Below are 18,901 nucleotides of genomic sequence, written 5' to 3'. Positions count from 1 at the left end.
GCTGACGCAAGGTGCCGTCGTTAGCTGAGGCTCCTCCGCGGATACAGGCCGGCGACCCCAAATGTCGAGAGACGCCCCGGGTCAGGACAGGTCTCCCCGAGCTAAGGGGTGATCCCGACCGGCTCCCACGCCTGGTGCGATGGGTTTACGCCGTGGAGTGCCAAAGGTCTTACGAGGGGTGGTGTCCTTTTCCGGCGACTATCGCCGTTCCCACCCTCTGGCGCGTGCGCGCAGTCGAGGAGGTGGTTGTCATGCCCGGTGGATTGGACTCTGTTCCGTTAGCCAATCGTTTACCAGGCGTCTCCGCCGTGTCTCGTGGTCTGCTCGTGTGCCGGCCCTGACGTGCGGTGTGGAGTGCGCCGGCCTCTAGGTGGAGGGCGTCATGACCACGTGGGAAATGCTGCTTCGGCTCGGCACGGGTGTCGGGTTGGGTGCGGTGATCGGGTTCGAACGGCAGTATCGGGCCAGGATGGCGGGGCTGCGCACCAACGCGCTGGTCGCCGCGGGCGCGACGCTGTTCGTGCTGTTGTCCGCGCACGGGTTCAACGGTGGTACCGCTGATCCGACTCGTGTTGCGGCACAGATTGTTTCGGGTATCGGATTTCTGGGCGCGGGGGTGATCCTGCGCGACGGGTTCAATATCCGCGGATTGAACACCGCGGCCACGCTGTGGTGTGCGGCGGCGGTGGGTTCGCTCGCGGGTGCGGGCATGTATTCGACCGCGGTGGCGGGCGCGTTCGTGGTCGTGGTGGTCAACACCGCGCTGCGCAGTGCGGCGCGGGCGGTGGATCGCCCGCTCACCGACGGGGTGGGCGCCGATTCGCTGTACGCGTTCACCGCCGCGACCGATGACGCGCACGAGGCGCATGTGCGGGCGCTGCTGGTGCAGTCGCTCACGCGCACCGATTTCCGGCTGGTGTCGATCTCGAGTCATGACACGGTCGCCGGCCGGGTCGAGGTGCGTGCGGAGTTGACCGGTGATCGCCGCGACGACCGTCAGATGGAGTCGGCGGTGAGCCGGTTGAGTCTCGAGCCGGCGGTGACCAGCGTCGGGTGGCGGATCGTGCCCGAGCGGGAGGAGCAGGCGTGAGCACCACTTTCCCTTCGCGCGGGGTGCTCGATCGCCCGCGCTCACGCTGGGCCGATATCGCGGTGTTCGCCGGTGCGGCGGTGCTGATCTGGGTCGCGGTGCGGGTGTCGGCGGGCATGGATGTGCCCTTCGACGCCGCGTCCGCGCCCGCGAGCATCGACACCGATCCGGCGTCGCTGCCGTACTACGCGGCGCGTTCGCTGCTGCGCATGATCATCGCGCTGGGGCTGTCGCTGGTGTTCACGTTCGTGTTCGCCACCGCCGCGGCGCGCCTGCCGCGCGCGGACAAGATCATGCTGCCGCTGCTGGACATTCTGCAGTCGGTGCCGATCCTGGGCTTCCTGGCGGTCACCGTCACCGGGTTCATCGCCCTGTTCCCGGGCTCGTCGCTGGGGTTGGAGGCGGCCTCGATCTTCGCGATCTTCACCTCCCAGGCGTGGAACATGGCGTTCGCGTTCCACCACAGTCTGATCTCCCAGCCCCGCGAGCTCGACGAGGCGGCCCGCGATCTCGGACTCTCACGCTGGCAACGGTTCTGGCGGGTCGATGTGCCCTCGGGCATGTTCCCGCTGGTGTGGAACGCGATGATGAGTTTCGGCGGCGGCTGGTTCTTCCTCACCGCGGCCGAGGCGATCAGCGTCAACAACCGCGAGTACGTGTTGCCGGGCATCGGCTCCTACGTGGCCGGTGCGACCGCCGAGAGCGACACCGGCAAGGTGCTGTGGGCGATCGTGGCGATGATCGTGATGGTGGTCGGGCTCAACATCATGTTCTGGCGCCCGATCACGGTGTGGGCCGAGCGATTCCGGGTCGAGGACACCGAAGCCGCGCACGCCCCGCGCAGCCTGGTGCGGGATCTGTTGCGCCGCTCGCACATTCCGGCTCTGCTGGGGCGGGCGTTCGGGCCGCTGGTGTATCCGCTGGATCGGGTGATGCGCGTGTTCGGCCTGGCCGAGCACCGGCTGTGCGTGCCCGCGAAACGGCGGCGCGCCAACGACATCGCGTTCACGACGGTGGTGAGCGTGGCCCTGGGCATCGGATCGTTGCTGATGCTGCGCTACATCCGCGACACGGTCGGGTTCGGTGAGCTCGCGCACGCGGGGCAGCTGGGCGCGATCACCCTGCTGCGCGTGATCGTGCTGTTGATCGTGGCCACCGCGGTCTGGGTGCCGATCGGGGTGTGGATCGGCTTGCATCCCAAAGTGTCCCGGATCGCGCAGCCGATCGTGCAGGTGCTGGCGAGTTTCCCGGCGAACTTCCTGTTCCCGCTGGTGACCGCGGTGCTGGTGGCCACCGGGGCGAGCCTGCAGTGGGCGGGCATCGTGCTGATGGCGCTGGGCGCGCAGTGGTACATCCTGTTCAACGTGATCGCCGGGGCCGCGGCGGTGCCCAACGATCTGCGCGAAGCCGCGGCCGATCTGCGCCTGCCGCGCCGATTGTGGTGGCGCAGGCTCATTCTGCCCGCGATCTTCCCCAGCTATGTGACCGGTGCGATCACCGCCGCGGGCGGGGCGTGGAACGCCTCGATCGTGGCCGAGATCGTGGAGTTCGGCCCCACCACCCTGGTCGCCACGGGCCTGGGCGCCTATATCGCCGAGGCCGCCACCGTCGGGGACGCCCCGCGCGTCCTGGTCGGGGTGCTGGTGATGAGCGCGTATGTGGTGGGCATCAATCGAATTTTCTGGCGGCGCCTGTACGCACTGGCGCAACGCCGTTACTCGCTGTAGAAGGAGACGCTCATGACCATCGCATCCGGCGAGGTCCTCATCGACATCGACGATGTCGGCATGTCGTTCACCGGCTCGGCCGGGGAACCTCTCACCGTGCTCGAGCACGTGAATCTACGCCTGCACGACGGGGAGATCGTGGCACTGCTGGGCCGTTCGGGCTCGGGCAAGTCCACCCTGCTGCGGGCGGTGGCGGGCCTGCTGGCCCCCACCAGCGGGCAGGTCCGCTACCGGGGTGAGCCGCTGACCGGGTCCAATCCCGGTGCGGCCATGGTGTTCCAGTCCTTCGCGCTGATGCCGTGGCTGAGCGTGCAGGACAACGTCGAACTCGGGCTGGCCGCGCGCGGGGTGAATCCGCGCACCCGGCGCGAACTCGCCCTCGCGGCGATCGACCGGATCGGCCTGGACGGGTTCGAATCGGCCTATCCCAAGGAACTTTCGGGCGGGATGCGCCAGCGGGTGGGCTTCGCCCGCGCGCTGGTCCTGGAACCGGATCTGCTGCTGATGGACGAACCGTTCTCGGCGCTGGATGTGCTGACCGCGGAGAATCTGCGCGGTGAACTCGTGAAGCTGTGGGCCACGGACGATTTCCCGACCAAGGCGGTGCTGATCGTGACCCACAACATCGAGGAGGCGGTGCAGCTGGCCGATCGGGTGGTGATCCTGGGCGCCAATCCCGGGCACATCATCGCCGAGGTCGCGATCGAGCATCCGCGCCCGCGCAATCGGCGCGCGCCGGGGTTCACCGCCACGGTCGATCAGATCTACGGTCTGCTGACCGGGCGCGACACCGAGATCCAGAGCGCGGCCCCCGATGCGGGCACCCCGTTCGCGACCCCGCTGCCGCAGGCCTCGGTCGGCGGGATCGCGGGACTGCTCGAGCTGGTGTACGCCGCGGACGGGCGCGCGGATCTGCCCGATATCGCCGATGATCTGAGTTTCGAACTCGATGATCTGCTGCCGCTGGTGGACGCGGCCGCGCTGCTGGGGTTCCTGCTGGTGGAGTCCGGTGATGTGCTGCTGACCAATGTGGGGGCCAACATCACGACCGCGAACATTCACACCAGCAAACACATTTTCGCCACCCAGGCGCGGCGGCGGGCCCCGCTGGTGCGCACTGTTTGCAGCGCGCTGATCGGCAGCGCGGACGGCACGGTGCGCGCGGACTTCTTCCTGGATCTGCTGCGGCGCGGATTCTCCGCCGAGGACGCGCGCCGTCAGCTCGATATCGCGATCGATTGGGGCCGCTACGGCGAATTGTTCGACTACGACACCGATTCGGGCCGGATCACCGCCGATCCCGCGGGCCTGAGCGACCTGCCCGAACACATCCGCCGGCACTGAGAGCGGGCGAGGGCGATCGCACGGCGCGCCGACCCGGCGCGGGCGTGGTTGACTTCTGATGATCATGTGCCACAGGAGGTTCCGTGCCCGCGCCGTCCATTCCCCCCGGTTTCGACTTCACTGATCCGGATCTGCTCGCCCAGCGTTTGCCCATCGCCGAGTTCGCCGAATTGCGCCGCACCGCACCGGTGTACTGGAATCCGCAGCCGCGCGGAACCAGCGGCTTCGACTCCGACGGCTACTGGGCGGTGACCAAACTCGATGACGTCAAGGAGATCTCGCGCAAACCCGAGGTGTTCTCCTCGGAGGAGAACACGGTGGTGATCCGGTTCACCGAGGACACCACGCGCCCGGAGATCGAGATCCAGCGCGCGCTGCTGCTGAACATGGATCCGCCCCGGCACACCAAGTACCGGCGCATCATCGCCAAGGGTTTCACCCCGCGCGCGGTGGACTCGCTGCGTGATGCGCTGCGCGAGCGCGCGCAGCGGATCGTGCACGAGGCCAAGCGCAGCGGCGGCGGTGATTTCGTGGAGCAGGTCGCCGCGGAGCTGCCGTTGCAGGCGATCGCGGATCTGATCGGGGTGCCCCAGGCCGACCGGCACAAGATCTTCGGCTGGACCAATCAGATGATGGGCTACGAGGATCCCGATTTCGAGGGTGATCACCGCATGGCCACCGCCGAGGTCATGTACGCGTGGGGTCTGGCCGAGGAGAAGCGCGCCTGCCCGATGGACGATATCGCGACCTCGCTGCTGCGCTCGGACATCGAGGGCGAGGCGCTGGCCTCGGACGAGTTCGCGTGGTTAGTGGTGCTGCTGATCGTGGGCGGCAACGAGACGATCCGCAACGCCATCACCCACGGGATGAAGGCGTTCGTGGACAACCCCGAGCAGTGGGAGCTGTACAAGGATCAGCGCCCGCGCACGGCCCCCGATGAGATCGTGCGCTGGGCCAGCCCCGTGGTGGCCCTGCAGCGCACCGCGCTCGAGGACACCGTGATCGGCGGTCAGCGCATCGCGCGCGGTGACCGCGTCGGATTGTTCTACGCCTCGGCCAATTTCGACGAGGATCACTTCCAGGACCCGTACACCTTCGATGTCCTGCGCACCCACAATCCGCACGTGGGCTTCGGCGGCAACGGCACCCACTACTGCGCGGGTGCGAACCTGGCCCGCCTGCAGATCGACCTGATGTTCAACACGATCGCCGAGGTGATGCCGAACCTGCGCCAGGTCTCGGACCCGGTCCGCCTGCGCTCGAGCTGGCTCAACGCGATCAAGAGCTGGCACGTGCACTACGGGTGAGGACCGATCCAGGGGGTGCGATTGTGTGCGGATGGGTGTGCGGGCCCGGTTGTGACTAGCATCTGAAACGTTTTGGACAGTGTCAGATCTATTGGGCCGCGCGGCTCGCGGCGGCCCGTGGGGGCCTTATGAAGCAGATTCTGTTCGCGGCGATGATCGCGTTGGCGGTGTCGATCACGGTGACGCCGGTGCTGGTGCGGATCTTCGCGCGGCAGCAGTTGGGGCAGGAGATCCGGGCGGACGGGCCGCGCACGCACCTGGCCAAGCGCGGGACCCCGACCATGGGCGGGATCGCGATCGTGCTGGGGATGTGGGCGGGGTACCTGGGGTCGCATCTGATCGGGATCGGCAACGACGAACCGGGGGTCACCGCGTCGGGGCTGCTGGTGCTGGGTTTGGCCACCGCCCTGGGGGTGGTGGGATTCCTGGACGATTTCATCAAGCTGTACAAGCGCCGCAATCTCGGATTGACCGCCACCGGAAAGTATGTGGGGCAGGTGGGCGCGGCGGTGGTGTTCGGGGTGCTGGTGCTGCGGTTCCCCGACAGCACCGGGCTGACCCCGGGCAGCCGGCACGTCTCGATCCTGCGGGACCTGCCGTGGCTCTCGCTGATCACCCCGCTGTTCCTGCTGCTGGTGGTGTTCCTGGTGGTGGCCTGGTCCAACGCGGTCAACATCACCGACGGGCTGGACGGTCTCGCGGCCGGGGCGATGGGCCTGACGCTGGGCGCCTATGTGCTGATCACGTTCTGGCAGTACACCAACGCGTGCACCACCCGCCCGGGCCAGGGCTGCTACAGCGTGCGCGATCCTCTGGATCTGGCGATGGTCTGCGCGGCGACCGCGGCGGCGTGCGTGGGGTTCCTGTGGTGGAACGCGGCCCCGGCCAAGATCTTCATGGGCGACACCGGATCGCTGGCGCTGGGCGGGCTGCTGGCGGGGTTGTCGATCACCTCGCGCACCGAACTGCTGATGGTGGTCGTGGGCGCGCTGTTCTGCGCGGAGATCCTGTCGGTGCTGTTGCAGATCGCGGTGTTCAAAAGTTCCAAGCGCCGGCTGTTCCGGATGGCGCCGCTGCATCATCACTTCGAGCTCAGCAGCTGGCCCGAAACCACTGTCTCGATCCGGTTCTGGCTGCTGGGAGCGGTGGCCGCGGCGACCGGGCTGATGCTGTTCTACGGCGATCACCTGACCGCGACGAGTTAGAGAACTCTGAGGAGTTGGTGAGCGCGCGATGAGGATTCGGCGGCAAAGGACCCCGCTGACCGACCGGGGGCGGGTTTTCTCGCGTACTTCTCAGTAAGGTCTGTCAGCGGACGGTCACCTCGCTCGCGGGGCGGCCGTGCGGATTGGGCCCCGGAGCTGTTGCGGCCCGGAGGTATACGAAATGAAAAGGACGAGCAGTTGACGCTTCACATGACCGGACGCATCGCGATCGCCGCGCTGACCGTCGTGACCGCCCTGGGATTGTCCGCGTGCGGTGAGGGCGACAAGCCCGGCACGACCGCCAAGAGCACCACCTCGAAGGCGACCACGGCCGCCCCGGCGGGCAACTACCCGCCCGCCCCGACCGTGGCGGATCTGAACGCCGAACTGCAGCGCGTGACCGATCCCGCGGTGCCCCTGGATCAGAAGACCACGTTCCTGCAGGGTGTTTCGGCCGACCCGAACCTGCCCCAGCTGCTGACCGACTTCTACCAGCAGAACAAGGCCACCATCACCGTCACCGGGGTGACCGATCTGGGCAACGGCACCCTGACCGCGGACGCGCAGGCCGCGATCGCCGGTGGCGCCCCGCAGCAGGCGACCGTGCCGATGGTGGTCGAGGACGGCAAGTGGAAGGTCCAGAAGGAGTGGATCTGCAACATGCTGACCCTGGGCAACGTGGTCTCCCCCGCCTGCGCGTGAGCTGAGCACCACTCGCGGGTCGCGAGCCCGTGAACACGAAAACCCCGTACCTTTCCGCGATGAGAATCGCGGTCCGGTACGGGGTTTCGCTGTTTCGGCGGGTGGATCGGTGCGCGCGGATCAGTGCGCGGCCACGACCTGTCCGGCCACTTCGGGATCCTTGGGCTTGACCCGGGGCAGGAAGAACGCCGGGATCAGGGTGACCACCAGCAGCACCAGCGCCACCACGAAGGTGTGCCCGAAAGCGGTTGCGGCCTGGTCGAATCCGGTCTCGAGGGCACCCGGTGGCAGTTGGCCGGCGATCGCGGGGTTGTAGTTCGAGGCGATCGCGGTCTGGGCCAAGCTTTGGTTGTTGAGCAGGTTGGTCAGCACCACCGAGATGACCGCGGTGCCGATGGAACCGGCGGTCTGGTTGACGATGTTCATCAGGGTCGAGCCGCGCGCGACCTGCGCGTGGGTCAGGGTCTGGATGGCCGCGGTCATGGTCGGCATCATGGTGCAGCCCATGCCCAGACCGGTGACGAACAGCGCCGCGCACAGCATCGGGTACGGGGTGTCGGCGCTGACCTGGGTCAGGAACGCCACTCCGAGCGACATCACCGTGATACCGGTGAGCACGATCTTGCCGGGTCCGATCTTGTCGACCAGGCGGCCCGCGATCGGCATGGTGAGCATCGCGCCCAAGCCCTGGGGGGCGATGAGCAGGCCGGCCATGAGCGTGGATTCCCCGCGCACCTGCTGCAGGTAGCTGGGCAGCAGCAGACCCGAGCCGAAGAACGCCATCGCGAACAGGGTCATGGTCATGACCGCGTAGCGCAGCGACTTGTTCTGGAACAGGCGCAGATCGATCAGCGGGTGCTTGGCGCGCATGGCGTGGAATACGAACGCCACCATCAGCGCCAGGCCGATGATCGCCGGGATCAGCACGCGCTTGGACGCCACGGTGCCGGCCTCGGGGATCGAGGACACGCCGAACAGGAACAGCGCCAGGCCCGGTGAGGCCAGCAGCATGCCCACGAAGTCGAACGACTCGGAGGGTTCGGGCCGGTCGGCGGGGAAGATGATCGCCGCCAGCGCGAGCGCGACGATGCCGATGGGCAGGTTGATCAGGAAGATCCAGTGCCAGGAGAAGCTGTCGATGAGCCAGCCGCCCAGGATCGGGCCCAGGATGGGGCCCAGCAGCATCGGCACACCCAGGACCGCCATGACGCGCCCGATCCGGTGCGGGCCCGCGGCGTGGGTCATGATCGTCATGCCCAGCGGCATGAGCATGCCGCCGCCCAGGCCCTGGATGACGCGGAAGGCGATGAGCGATTCGATGCTCCAGGCCGTGGAGCACAGCACCGAGCCGAGCACGAAGAACACCAGCGCCGCCATGTAGAGGCGTTTGGTGCCGAATCGGTCCGCCGCCCAGCCGGTCAGCGGGATGACCGTGGCCAGGGCCAGGGTGTAGCCGGTCATGGACCACGCCGCGATGGCGTACGTGGTGTCGAAGGTTTCCTGGAACTTGGGGATCGCGACGGTCACCACGGTGATGTCGAGAATCGACATGATGGCGCCGAGAACGACGACGCCGGCGATCTTCAGTACGCCGGCGTCGAGTTTGTCATCGCCGGGCGCACCCGCTTTGCTTAAATCCGGAGGAGTGGTCACCGCTTAAGCCTGCCAGCTCGATCGCCGCAGAACCAATAGCCGTTCGCCCCGACACGCCCGAATATTTCGCCGGCTCCACCTCGCTGAACCATTCGAGATCCTTTCGCCATCGCACACAGCGCCATCCAGCGTCGGACCTCAGCCACGATACTGAGAAATAGCGAATCTTTAGCTAACAATTCGGCCGAGAATTCACCTCCCCGAGGCACCGGAACGCTCCACTTGTCCACGTACGCTGAGCATTCACCGTGAATGGCAAGGAGTTCCCAGCGATGTCCGACCCCGTGCTGGGACTGACCGGTACGCTGACCACGCCGATCCGGGGCCCGCACATGCTCGGTGAGGTTCTGGTCGCCATTCGAGGGGGGACCGAGCTGTACATCGCGCGCGCCGCGGAGCCGCTGGACTCCGGCGCCACCGTGCTGGTGGTGGGCGTGCATCCGGGGCGGATCGTCGATGTGGTGCCGTGGATCCCCTTACCCGGCGGCCATCGTGGGGACATGTGAATTATCAAGGGAGACAACAGTGCTGGGTTATCACGTACCCGACCCCGATGAGGCCATGCTGGTCAGCGGCGGGGGCAGCAAGGACAACGCGCCGTTCCGGGTGGTGATCGGTCACGGCACCTGGGTGCTGCCGTTCTTCCGCAAGGTGCGGTTCCTGTCGCTGGCGATGTTCGAGGCCGAGATCGCCGAACGATGCGTCACCAAACAGGCCATTCAGCTCGATGTGCGCGCGGTCATCGCGTTCAAGGTCGCCAACGACACCCAGTCCATCGTCAATGCCGCCCAACGCTTCCTGTCCGAACAGGAACAGGAGATGTCGGTGCTGACCGGGCGCATCTTCTCCGGTCATCTGCGCTCGATCGTGGGCTCGATGACGGTGGAGGAGATCATTCGCGAGCGCCAGCGCCTGGCCGATGAGGTGCTGGTGGCCTCCAAGGTCGAGATGGGCAACATCGGGCTCTCGGTCGATTCGTTCCAGATCCAGTCGATCGATGACGGCAACCTCGGCTACATCACAGCATTGGCCGCCCCGCACAACGCCGCGGTCCAGCGTGATGCCCAGATCGCCCAGGCCGCGGCCGCGCAGGCCGCCGCCCAGGCCGAACAGGAATCGCTGCGCCGCCAGGCCGAGTATTCGCGCGAGACCTCGATCCTGCGCGCGCAGTATCAGCACGACATCGACAAGGCCAATGCCGAAGCCGCCCAGGCCGGTCCGCTCGCGCAGGCGGTGGCGTTGCAGGAGGTGCTGAAGGCCCAGGCCGAGCAGGCGCGCAAACAGGCCGAGCTGCGCGAACAGCAGTTGCAGGCCGAGGTGGTCAAGCCCGCGCTGGCCGAGGCCGAGCGGGTGCGGATTCTGGCCGAGGCCGAGGCGAACCGCACCCGGATCCAGGCCGAGGCGGCGGCCTCGAACAATCGGATCGCGCTGGATCAGCTTCTGATCGAACAACTTCCGGAGATCGTCAAGAGCGCGGCGGCCGGTTTGGCGCACGCTAATGTTACGGTCCTCAATGGCCCAGAGGGGGTCGGCGAAATCATCAATGGCATGGTTGGTCAGGGCCTGACTGTCTTCAATTCGTTGCAAAAGGCACTTTCCTCCGACAATGATCGAGCCGCGGACTAGAGTTACCGCGAGGGACGCGGCGACGAGGAGCAGGTGTTCAGGTGTCCATCGGGAAATTGGTGTCGTTCGACAGCTCTCGGGGGTTCGGTTTCATCCGTCCGGAAGACGGTGGGCCGGACGTGTTCGTCCATGTCAACGACATCGGACTGGATGAAGACGAGTTGCGGCAGGGGCGGGTCTTCGAATTCGACGTGACCGAAGGTGATCGGGGACCCAAGGCGGTCAATCTGGCGCTGGCCGCGGGTGCGAGCGCGCCCCCGCCGCCGGTGCGCACCCACAAGAGCAAGGAACGGGTGCACGGTCAGTTGAGTGCGGCCGAACATCGCCGGCTCATCACCGAACTGCTGCTGGACGCCTCACCCGCGCTCACCGCCGGGGAAATACTGACCATCCGCGATCGGCTGACCGCGTTCGCCGATCAGCACGGGTGGCTGGAAAGCTAGCGGTTCGGGCACAACAGACCGCTCACCCCGTACGATCTCGAGGGACCGCGACCGGTGATTTTTCACCGGTCGCACCGTCTACCTGGGTAGGACAACCCGAGGAGGTCGTGTGGAGCTGCCCGTCATGCCGCCGGTCAAACCGATGCTCGCCAAATCGGTCTCGGCCCTGCCGCGCGAATCCGGACTGCGCTACGAACCCAAATGGGATGGCTTCCGGTGCATCGTGTTCCGCGACGGGGACGAGATCGAACTGGGCTCGCGCAACGATCGCCCCTTGACCCGGTACTTCCCCGAACTGGTGGAACTGCTGGGCACGGTGCTGCCGGACAAGTGCGTGATCGACGGGGAGATCGTGATCGTCACCGAGCACGGCCTCGACTTCGACACCCTGCAACAGCGCCTGCACCCCGCGGCCTCTCGCGTGAACAAGCTCGCGGTCGAGACCCCGGCCAGTTTCGTGGCCTTCGATCTGCTCGCGCTCGGGGACCGGGATCTGACCGGTGAACCGTTCGCCGAACGCCGCGCCCTGCTGGAAACCCTGCTCGATTCGCGCGGACCCGACGCGGGCGCGACCCGCATCCACCTCACGCCCATGACCGATGATCCCGAGGTCGCCCAGGACTGGTTCACCCGGTTCGAGGGCGCGGGGTTCGACGGGGTCATGGTCAAGGCCGCGGATCTGGGCTACCTGCAGGACAAACGGGTGATGTTCAAGGTCAAACACGAACGCACCGCGGACTGCGTGGTCGCGGGATTTCGCTGGCACAAGGACGGCGAAGGGGTCGGCTCGCTGCTGCTGGGGTTGTTCGACGAGGACGGCAACCTGCATCACGTGGGCGTGGCCAGCTCCTTCACCGCCAAACGCCGCAAAGAACTCGTCACCGAACTCGCCCCGCTGCGCGAGAACGCGCTCGAGAATCATCCGTGGCGCGAATGGGCCGACGCGGCCGCCCAGGCCCGCGCGGACGGCAAGATGCCCGGCGGCGTGAGCCGCTGGACCGGGGGCAAGGACCTGTCGTGGGAGCCGCTGCGCCCGGAACTGGTCGCCGAGGTCCGCTACGAACACGTCATGGCGGGGCGGTTCCGCCACGGCGGGCGCCTGGCCCGCTTCCGCACCGATCGCACCCCGCGATCGTGCACCTACGCCCAGCTCGACGAGGTCGCCCCCGCCGAGCTGGCCGACATCTTCGATCAAGCCCGAGCGGCGAAAGGCACTGTGCGGTGAGCGATTCGGTCGAGATCGAGGTCGACGGGCGCACCGTCGCCATCTCCAACCCCGGCAAGATCTACTTCAGCAAGCGCGGGGAGACCAAGCTCGATCTGGTCAACTACTACCTCGCGGTCGCCGAACCCATCATGAACACCATCCGGGACCGCCCGGTGCTGCTCGAACGCTATCCCGACGGCGCGGGCGGCAAGTCCTGGTTCCAGAAACGCGTCCCGAAATCGGTGCCGTCCTGGCTGCAGACCACCGAGGTCTCCACCCCCAACGGCACGGTCAGCGACGCCCTGGTCGCCGCGGACATGGCGCACCTGCTGTGGGCGGTCAACCTGGGCTGCTTGGGATTTCACGTCTGGCCCACCCACGCCGACGCCCCCGCGGCGAGCACCGCACCGCCGGTGTACGACGCGGCCGGGGAACTGCTGCCCCCGACCGGGGTCACCGACGAGTTGCGCATCGACCTCGATCCCTCGCCCGGCATCTCCTTCGACGATCTGCGCGCCGCGGCCCAGCGCACCCGCGAGCTGTGCGGCGAACTCGGTATCGACGTGCGTATCAAGACATCCGGGTCGCGCGGGCTGCACCTGTACGCGTTGCTCGAACCGCGCTGGGACGGCTACCAGGTGCGCGCGGCCGCGGTCGCCCTGGCCCGCGAACTCGAACGCCGGCACCCCGACACCATCACCGCCCAGTGGTGGAAAGAAGAACGCGGCTCCCGGGTGTTCGTGGACTACAACCAGAACGCCCCGCACAAAACGGTGTTCGGCGCCTGGTGCGTGCGCCCGAAGGTCGGCGCCCAGGTCTCGACCCCGATCTCCTGGGACGCGCTGCCCGAGGTCACCAACGACGAGCTGACCATCGCCACGGTCCCCGCCCGCGTCGCCGAGTTCGGCGACCCCTGGTCCGACCGCACGCCCCAGGACCTGACTCCCCTGCTCGAGCTGTCCGACAAGGATTTGGCCGCGGGCCTCCAGGATGCTCCCTGGCCCCCGCAGTACCCGAAAATGCCGAACGAGCCCTCGCGGGTACAACCCTCACGGGCCCGCAAGGACGCCGACTAGCAGCAGAGTGGTCCGCGCGGCGCTCGCGCATGCCGGACTCCGCGTGCCGCAAGAACATCGATAAGCGTGCACGGCAGGCACATTCCGCACCGGCCGCCCACTTCATCGGCCGCGCTCGGACCCGGGTACGACCGAACGCGGCTGGTGGACGGTGACTGTTCGCCGTTGTGACCGGCACTCGGCGTGCGCCGCGGGACCGGCCCGCCGGGTAACTGCGCGGCCGCATTGTCGGCACAACCGCGCACGCCGCCCCCGCCGCGCCGGTCCCCGATGCACCATGGTGGGGTGAGCACCGAGCGCGTGAAGGTGCGCTGCGTCCTGGTGATCGGCGAGGGCGACAAAGCGATCGCCTACCTCGAAACCCCCTGGCACCCATCCTGGATGGCCATCCAATGGCCCGCCGCCCAGATAGCCGCCCAAGCCGACCTGCCCCGCAACGAGCTGCCCGGCCGCGAGTTCTGGGTGGAGGCCGCCCACGCCCCCGACAACACCCTGACCCTGACCGGCTTCCGCCTGGTCTTCGACCCCCGCCTCTAGCGAGCCCGGCCACCCCCACCCGGACATTCACTGCCGATCGGGCGGGGCGCACCTGATGCTCGGCTTACATCAATGGGGAGTCGATGTCGCTGACGAGCCAGCGCCCCCCAGACGTTCTCCACGGTCGCGCGGATGACGATGGCCTGTCGCTTCGGTTCGGGTTCGGCTGCGCGCGTGCGAATCTGGACGACATCGATCAGGACTGTCTGGTGCAGGAGATCGCCGCCGACCGAGCCGCAGTCGGCCGATTCGACCCACGCGCGCACCTGTCCGGACCGACCCGGCGCCGGTCTTCGTTCCGCACACCCCGTAACCGGGCGATACCGCGATGGTCCCGGTTCGAGCCGGGACCATCGGGTGTTGTCGCATCGAGTGCACGCCTGCGGTGCGTGCCCGAGATCAGCGCGCGCCGTGGACCTTCGGGAAGGACTCGCCGATCAGGGTGGTGAGGGTGTCGGCGAGCAGGTCGTGGACCTGGGGGCGGGTCAGGCTGCCGCGCACGATCCATTCGCGGCCCGCGGCTTTGACCAGACCGCCGTAACAGCGGACCAGGGCCTGGAGTTCGGCGCTGTGCAGCGAATCCTCGAGCCCGACCATCTGCACGACGCGAATCGCGGCGGCGTTGTCGGCCTCGTCCAGGATGCGCTGCACCTCGGGATCGTCGCCGATCCCCTCGAGGCCGGTGACCTTGACCCAGGTGGTGCCGTGTTCGCCGATGGTGTCCAGCAGCCATGCCACGCTGGCGTTCACGCGCTCGCGGGTGGTGCCGGTGGGCACCCCCATCTCGAGCGCGCGCGGCAGGGTCACCATGCGGCGCACGACCGCCAGGTACAGGTCGCGCTTGTTGCCGAAGTAATGGTTGATCAGCCCGCGGGCCACCCCGGCTCGCTGGGCGAGCTCGGCGGTGGACACCGCGGCGTACGGACGTTCGCCGAACATGTCGATCGCGCAGGACAGTATCTGCGCGCGGCGTTCGTCGGGCTCGAGCCGACGCCGCCGCGACGGGGCGTCGTCGGCGGTCACCGGGCCGGTACCGCCGGGCTTCGACGGTGCGTGACTGTCAGAGTGAGCGGGCAATGAGGTCCTTCATCACCTCGTTGGCGCCCGCGAGGATCCGCAGGATCCGGGCGCCGGTGTACAGCTGGGCAATCGGGTATTCGGTCATGTACCCGTAGCCGCCGAAGAACTGCAGGCAGCGATCCACCACATTACCGAGTTGATCGGTCAACCAGTACTTCGACATGGCGGCGGTGGGAATGTCCAGCTCACCGCGCAGGTGCTTGCTGATGCAGTCGTCCAGGAAAACCCGGCCCACCTTGGCGATGGTCGCGCACTCCGCGAGCTCGAAGCGGGTGTTCTGCATCGCGAACAGCGGCTTGCCGAACGCCTCGCGGCCCTTGGTGTACTCGATGGTCAATTCCACCGCGCGCTCGGTCATCGCCACCGCCATGATGGCCGTGACCAGGCGTTCCTGGGCCAGCATCTGCATCATCTGATAGAAGCCCTGGCCCTCGGCCGAGCCCAGCAGATTCGTGGCCGGCACCCGCAGCCCGTCGAAGAACAGCTCGGCGGTGTCCTGGCCCTTGCCGCCCATCTTGGACAGGATGCGCCCGCGCGTGAATCCGGGGGTGTCGTCCCCGACCTCGGCGAAGATCAGCGAGACCCCGGCCGCGCCCAGCGCCGGATCGGTCTTGACCGCCAGGATGATGCCGTCGCACAGCCACCCGTTGGAGATGAAGATCTTCGATCCGGTGATGACGTATTCGTCGCCCTCGCGCACCGCGCGGGTCTTGATCGCCTGCAGATCCGAACCGGTGCCCGGCTCGGTCATACCGATCGAGAGCACCATCTCACCGCTGGCCGCGCGCGGCAGCACCGAGCGCTTGAGCTCCTCGGAGCCGAACTCGTGGATGTAGGGCGCGATGATCGAGGAGTGCACCGGCATGCCCATGGCACCGTCGCCCTGCTGGCACTGGGCTTCGATGATGGCCGCCTCGTGCGCGAAAGTGCCACCGCCGCCGCCGTATTCGGCCGGGATCGCAGCGCACAGCAGGCCGAGTTCACCCGCGCGCCGGTAGAGCTCGCGGTCGGGATGGCCCTGCTCGATGAATTTGTCCTCGTGCGGGACCACCTCCTTCTCGAAGAAGGTTTTCGCGAGTCCGCGTACGGCCTCGACCTCGTCGTCGCTCCATGCCGGGCGTGCCATTGTCGTTCCTTCGTGTCCCGGGCGCGCACCACCGCGCCTCGTGGACAAGGGTGCACTGCTATTGGCATCGTGTCAACAAAGTGTCAACAGCCGGCCCCCGGCACTACCCCGCATCCCCCGCCCGTGACCGATTCACCTCGGCGAACGTGGTGAAGATCGGAACATCGGGATCGGCCTCGATCCCCTGCCTGCGCAAGAACCCATCGATCAACCCCCACACCAATTCCGTTGCCTGATCGATGAACTCATCGGTCTCACCCTGGGACGGCCGATCCGAATCGCGCAACCACAGATCGGTGATCGCCACCACCGCACCCACCAGCGCCCGCGACAGATAATCGATCCCCGAGGTCTCGAGCGGCACCGCCTCGGCCACCGACCGCGCCATCGCCGACAACCGCCCCGACGCCTCCCGCCCCAGATCCAGCTGCAACACCCCCGACTGCTGCAACACCGGCGCCTGCCCCAGATACCGGAACACATTGGGGTGCTCCAGGATTCCGTTCGCGTAATCGGTGAACACCCGCCGCAACGCCACCCGCGGCGGCGCCAGCATCAGCGTCATATCCGAACCCGCCGCCGAGAACGCGCGCTGCGACATCCGCGTGGCGATCTCGGTGAACAGATCACCCTTGTCCGCGAACTGGCGATACAGGCGCGGCTTGGTGATACCCGCCTCACGAGCGATGTCATCCATGCTCGGCCGGGGACCATCACGATCGATCACCCGAATCGCCGCGTTCACGATGTCATCGCGGGTCACCGCGGCCGTACCGGCAGATGTCCGAACCACCAGCGCAGTGTACATGTACCGACGGTACGACGGGCTCCCAGCGTTCACTCGCCCACCGAACCGTGCGACAACCCGACCATCGCGTGACCGAGGCCACAACCCCGATCAACCACCCGGCATTGCGCTCACCCAAAACGTACTGCCAGTATCGAAACTCGTACCGGCGGTACGCACGGCGACGAGTGGGCACCCCACCGGACACCGACCGCCCACCCGAGCAGCCGACCCCGAAAGCCCGCCATGCCCGAACCCGCACACACCCTCGCCACCACCCTGCAGGCACCCCTGCCCGAGGCCTTCGGCCAACTCACCGACACCGACCTCACCGAACTCGACCGCCTCCTCACCACCGCACTCACCCGGCGCGCCACCACCCTCGACACCGCCATCGCCAACTCCCTCGACTTCGTCCCGCGCCTCATGCGCCCCGCCGTCAAGAAAGCACTGGGCCTATGAGCGAACACCTCGCCGCCGTCGCCGAAACCACCAAACTCGCACGCCTGCTCGGCATCTCGGACCCCACCGACCTCGACTTCCTCGTCGACCTCCCACCCGCGGCCATCCGCCAATTCCGCGAACGCGCCACCGACCGCCTCTTCGACCGCGACGCCAAACGCCTCCACACCGTCGCCCAAGCAGCCAAACTCGTCCCCGTCAGCATCAGCGCCAAAGTCGCCGAACGCGCCTTCGGACCCGTCCTGTGCGCCGCCATCGCCGGCGCCGTCGAACCCACCCGCGCCATCGACATCGCCAAAACCCTCCCCCCGGCCTTCCTCGCCGCCGTCGCCGTCCAGATCGACCCCCGCCGCACCGCCGCCATCATCGCCGCCGTCCCACCCGCACTCGTCGAAAAAGTCGCCCGCGAACTCCTGGCCCACGGCGACCACATCACCATGGGCCGCTTCGTCCACGTCATCCCCGAACCCGCCCTGCGCGCCGCCGCACCCGTCATGAGCGACATCGACCTCCTGCGCATCGGCTTCCTACTCGAAGACAAAACCGCCATCGACAACGTCCTGCACATCGTCGCCGACCGCGTCCCCGGCATCATCCGCGCCGCCGCCGAACAACACATGTGGGCAGAAGGCATCGACCTGCTCGACTCCATCGCACCCCACAACCGCGCCTGGATCGGCGACACCGCCGCCGGACTCGGCGGACCCGTCCTTGACTCCCTCATCGCCGCCGTCGCCGACCTCGACGCTTGGGCCACCCTGTTGCCCATCACCAGCGCCATGAGCCACGACAGCCTGCGCCTGTTCGCCGAACGCCCCGCCGTCCACGCCGAACCCGTCCTCGCCGCCATCACCGACACCGCCCTCAACGCCGGACACTGGCTCGAACTCCTACCCCTCGCCGCCCATCTGCCCCCGGCCCAACTCGCCTTCGTCGCCGCCCGCGTCGCCGCCGAAACCGACGACCGCCTCGACCACCTCATCCGCCAAGCCGACACCGCCGGCCGCTGGGACGCCATGATCCCCGTCGCCCTCGCCATGACCGACTCCGAACGCCGCCGCCTCGCCGCCCTGCCCGTCATGGGGGACCCCGACGTCCTGCGCGCCATCATCACCAGCACCGCCGAACACCAACTATGGTCCCAGGCACTGCCTTTGGTGCACGCCCTACCCGACACCACCACCCCCACCCTCGCCCACTGCATCGGCGACCTCACCCCCGAACAACTCCTGGCAGCCGTACGCACCGCCGCCCAGAGCGACACCATCGACACCCTCGTCGACATCGCCCTCGCCCAGGAACCGCACGGGCGCGCCCGAGTCCTGGAACTCATCGACACCATGGACGACATCGAGGACTTCCTCACCGCCCTCACCGCCCACACCCCCGACGCGGTCTGGAACGCCTTCGCCCGCGTACGTGACGAAATCCCGGCCCGGCTCCGCACCCAACTCGCCGAACGCGCACGCGAACTCGACCACCCACACCACGCCACCGCACTCGAACCCGCAACCGCCACAACCCAATAG

General features: G+C 67.7%; 18 protein-coding genes and 1 riboswitch. Of the genes, 14 read left to right on the top strand and 4 right to left on the bottom strand.

Annotation, left to right across the window (positions count from 1 at the left end):
• Positions 1-9: 9 nt before the first annotated feature.
• A riboswitch (M-box (ykoK) riboswitch) is annotated at positions 10-187 on the top strand.
• Between the two features lie 195 nt (positions 188-382).
• From ABZ319_RS07970 to ABZ319_RS07945, 6 genes are all read left to right on the top strand, one after another.
• Complete coding sequence (locus tag ABZ319_RS07970) at positions 383-1,090, top strand: MgtC/SapB family protein (protein WP_354985587.1); 708 nt, start codon at positions 383-385, stop codon at positions 1,088-1,090.
• On the top strand, positions 1,087-2,817 hold the full coding sequence (locus ABZ319_RS07965) for an ABC transporter permease subunit (protein WP_354985586.1): 1,731 nt from the start codon (positions 1,087-1,089) through the stop codon (positions 2,815-2,817). The genes ABZ319_RS07970 and ABZ319_RS07965 overlap by 4 nt, the downstream gene beginning before the upstream one ends.
• A gap of 12 nt (positions 2,818-2,829) precedes the next feature.
• A complete protein-coding gene (locus tag ABZ319_RS07960) occupies positions 2,830-4,161 on the top strand; it encodes a nitrate/sulfonate/bicarbonate ABC transporter ATP-binding protein (protein WP_354985585.1) in 1,332 nt (443 codons plus the stop codon).
• 83 nt (positions 4,162-4,244) lie between these two features.
• Complete coding sequence (locus ABZ319_RS07955) at positions 4,245-5,468, top strand: cytochrome P450 (protein ID WP_354985584.1); 1,224 nt, start codon at positions 4,245-4,247, stop codon at positions 5,466-5,468.
• A gap of 128 nt (positions 5,469-5,596) precedes the next feature.
• Entirely contained in the window at positions 5,597-6,673 is a 1,077-nt protein-coding gene (gene mraY, locus ABZ319_RS07950; protein ID WP_354985583.1) for a phospho-N-acetylmuramoyl-pentapeptide-transferase, read from the top strand.
• Positions 6,674-6,871: 198 nt separating this feature from the next.
• Complete coding sequence (locus tag ABZ319_RS07945; protein WP_354985582.1) at positions 6,872-7,375, top strand: hypothetical protein; 504 nt, start codon at positions 6,872-6,874, stop codon at positions 7,373-7,375.
• 120 nt (positions 7,376-7,495) lie between these two features.
• Here the strand turns inward: ABZ319_RS07945 and ABZ319_RS07940 are convergent, their stop codons facing one another.
• Positions 7,496-9,028: a DHA2 family efflux MFS transporter permease subunit gene (locus ABZ319_RS07940; RefSeq protein ID WP_354985581.1), complete on the bottom strand. Its 1,533-nt coding sequence runs from the start codon at positions 9,026-9,028 to the stop codon at positions 7,496-7,498.
• A gap of 272 nt (positions 9,029-9,300) precedes the next feature.
• Here ABZ319_RS07940 and ABZ319_RS07935 point away from each other — a divergent pair, with 272 nt between their 5' ends.
• The 6 genes from ABZ319_RS07935 (at position 9,301) to ABZ319_RS07910 (ending at position 13,917) form a co-directional block, all read left to right on the top strand.
• The gene (locus ABZ319_RS07935) at positions 9,301-9,534 is read left to right on the top strand and encodes a hypothetical protein (protein WP_354985580.1); all 234 of its coding nucleotides are present in this window, start codon (positions 9,301-9,303) and stop codon (positions 9,532-9,534) included.
• A gap of 19 nt (positions 9,535-9,553) precedes the next feature.
• Positions 9,554-10,654, top strand: coding sequence for an SPFH domain-containing protein (locus ABZ319_RS07930; protein WP_354985665.1), 1,101 nt, complete (start codon positions 9,554-9,556; stop codon positions 10,652-10,654).
• Positions 10,655-10,695: 41 nt separating this feature from the next.
• A complete protein-coding gene (locus ABZ319_RS07925; protein WP_354985579.1) occupies positions 10,696-11,097 on the top strand; it encodes a cold shock domain-containing protein in 402 nt (133 codons plus the stop codon).
• A 109-nt stretch (positions 11,098-11,206) separates the two neighbouring features.
• Positions 11,207-12,322 (top strand): ATP-dependent DNA ligase, encoded by a 1,116-nt coding sequence (locus ABZ319_RS07920; protein WP_354985578.1) that lies wholly within the window; start codon positions 11,207-11,209, stop codon positions 12,320-12,322.
• A complete protein-coding gene (locus ABZ319_RS07915) occupies positions 12,319-13,380 on the top strand; it encodes a DNA primase small subunit domain-containing protein (RefSeq protein WP_354985577.1) in 1,062 nt (353 codons plus the stop codon). Before ABZ319_RS07920 ends, ABZ319_RS07915 begins: the two co-directional genes overlap by 4 nt.
• 285 nt (positions 13,381-13,665) lie before the next feature.
• Entirely contained in the window at positions 13,666-13,917 is a 252-nt protein-coding gene (locus tag ABZ319_RS07910; protein WP_354985576.1) for a hypothetical protein, read from the top strand.
• A 399-nt stretch (positions 13,918-14,316) separates the two neighbouring features.
• Here ABZ319_RS07910 and ABZ319_RS07905 read toward each other — a convergent pair whose 3' ends face one another.
• From ABZ319_RS07905 to ABZ319_RS07895, 3 genes are all read right to left on the bottom strand, one after another.
• Positions 14,317-14,940 (bottom strand): TetR/AcrR family transcriptional regulator, encoded by a 624-nt coding sequence (locus ABZ319_RS07905; protein ID WP_354985575.1) that lies wholly within the window; start codon positions 14,938-14,940, stop codon positions 14,317-14,319.
• A gap of 37 nt (positions 14,941-14,977) precedes the next feature.
• Positions 14,978-16,123: an acyl-CoA dehydrogenase family protein gene (locus tag ABZ319_RS07900; RefSeq protein ID WP_354985574.1), complete on the bottom strand. Its 1,146-nt coding sequence runs from the start codon at positions 16,121-16,123 to the stop codon at positions 14,978-14,980.
• Between the two features lie 103 nt (positions 16,124-16,226).
• Positions 16,227-16,931 carry a TetR/AcrR family transcriptional regulator gene (locus ABZ319_RS07895; protein WP_354985573.1) on the bottom strand — a complete coding sequence of 235 codons (705 nt, stop codon included), beginning with the start codon at positions 16,929-16,931 and terminating at the stop codon, positions 16,227-16,229.
• Between the two features lie 225 nt (positions 16,932-17,156).
• On the opposite strand from ABZ319_RS07895, the gene ABZ319_RS07890 reads away from it, so the two are divergent.
• Positions 17,157-17,372 (top strand): hypothetical protein, encoded by a 216-nt coding sequence (locus tag ABZ319_RS07890; RefSeq protein ID WP_354985572.1) that lies wholly within the window; start codon positions 17,157-17,159, stop codon positions 17,370-17,372.
• Entirely contained in the window at positions 17,369-18,901 is a 1,533-nt protein-coding gene (locus ABZ319_RS07885; protein ID WP_354985571.1) for a hypothetical protein, read from the top strand. The genes ABZ319_RS07890 and ABZ319_RS07885 overlap by 4 nt, the downstream gene beginning before the upstream one ends.

Source organism: Nocardia sp. NPDC005978 (assembly GCF_040614455.1).
Classification (GTDB): Bacteria; Actinomycetota; Actinomycetes; order Mycobacteriales; family Mycobacteriaceae; genus Nocardia.
This window is presented reverse-complemented; position numbering and strand designations above follow the sequence as displayed.

Excerpts from the sequence above, each read along its gene's own strand:
- mraY (WP_354985583.1), top strand. The coding sequence starts at position 5,597 with ATGAAGCAGATTCTGTTCGCGGCGATGATCGCGTTGGCGGTGTCGATC.
- ABZ319_RS07895 (WP_354985573.1), bottom strand. The coding sequence starts at position 16,931 with ATGTACACTGCGCTGGTGGTTCGGACATCTGCCGGTACGGCCGCGGTG.
- ABZ319_RS07885 (WP_354985571.1), top strand. The coding sequence starts at position 17,369 with ATGAGCGAACACCTCGCCGCCGTCGCCGAAACCACCAAACTCGCACGC.
- ABZ319_RS07970 (WP_354985587.1), top strand. The coding sequence starts at position 383 with ATGACCACGTGGGAAATGCTGCTTCGGCTCGGCACGGGTGTCGGGTTG.
- ABZ319_RS07900 (WP_354985574.1), bottom strand. The coding sequence starts at position 16,123 with ATGGCACGCCCGGCATGGAGCGACGACGAGGTCGAGGCCGTACGCGGA.
- ABZ319_RS07890 (WP_354985572.1), top strand. The coding sequence starts at position 17,157 with ATGCCCGAACCCGCACACACCCTCGCCACCACCCTGCAGGCACCCCTG.
- ABZ319_RS07960 (WP_354985585.1), top strand. The coding sequence starts at position 2,830 with ATGACCATCGCATCCGGCGAGGTCCTCATCGACATCGACGATGTCGGC.
- ABZ319_RS07935 (WP_354985580.1), top strand. The coding sequence starts at position 9,301 with ATGTCCGACCCCGTGCTGGGACTGACCGGTACGCTGACCACGCCGATC.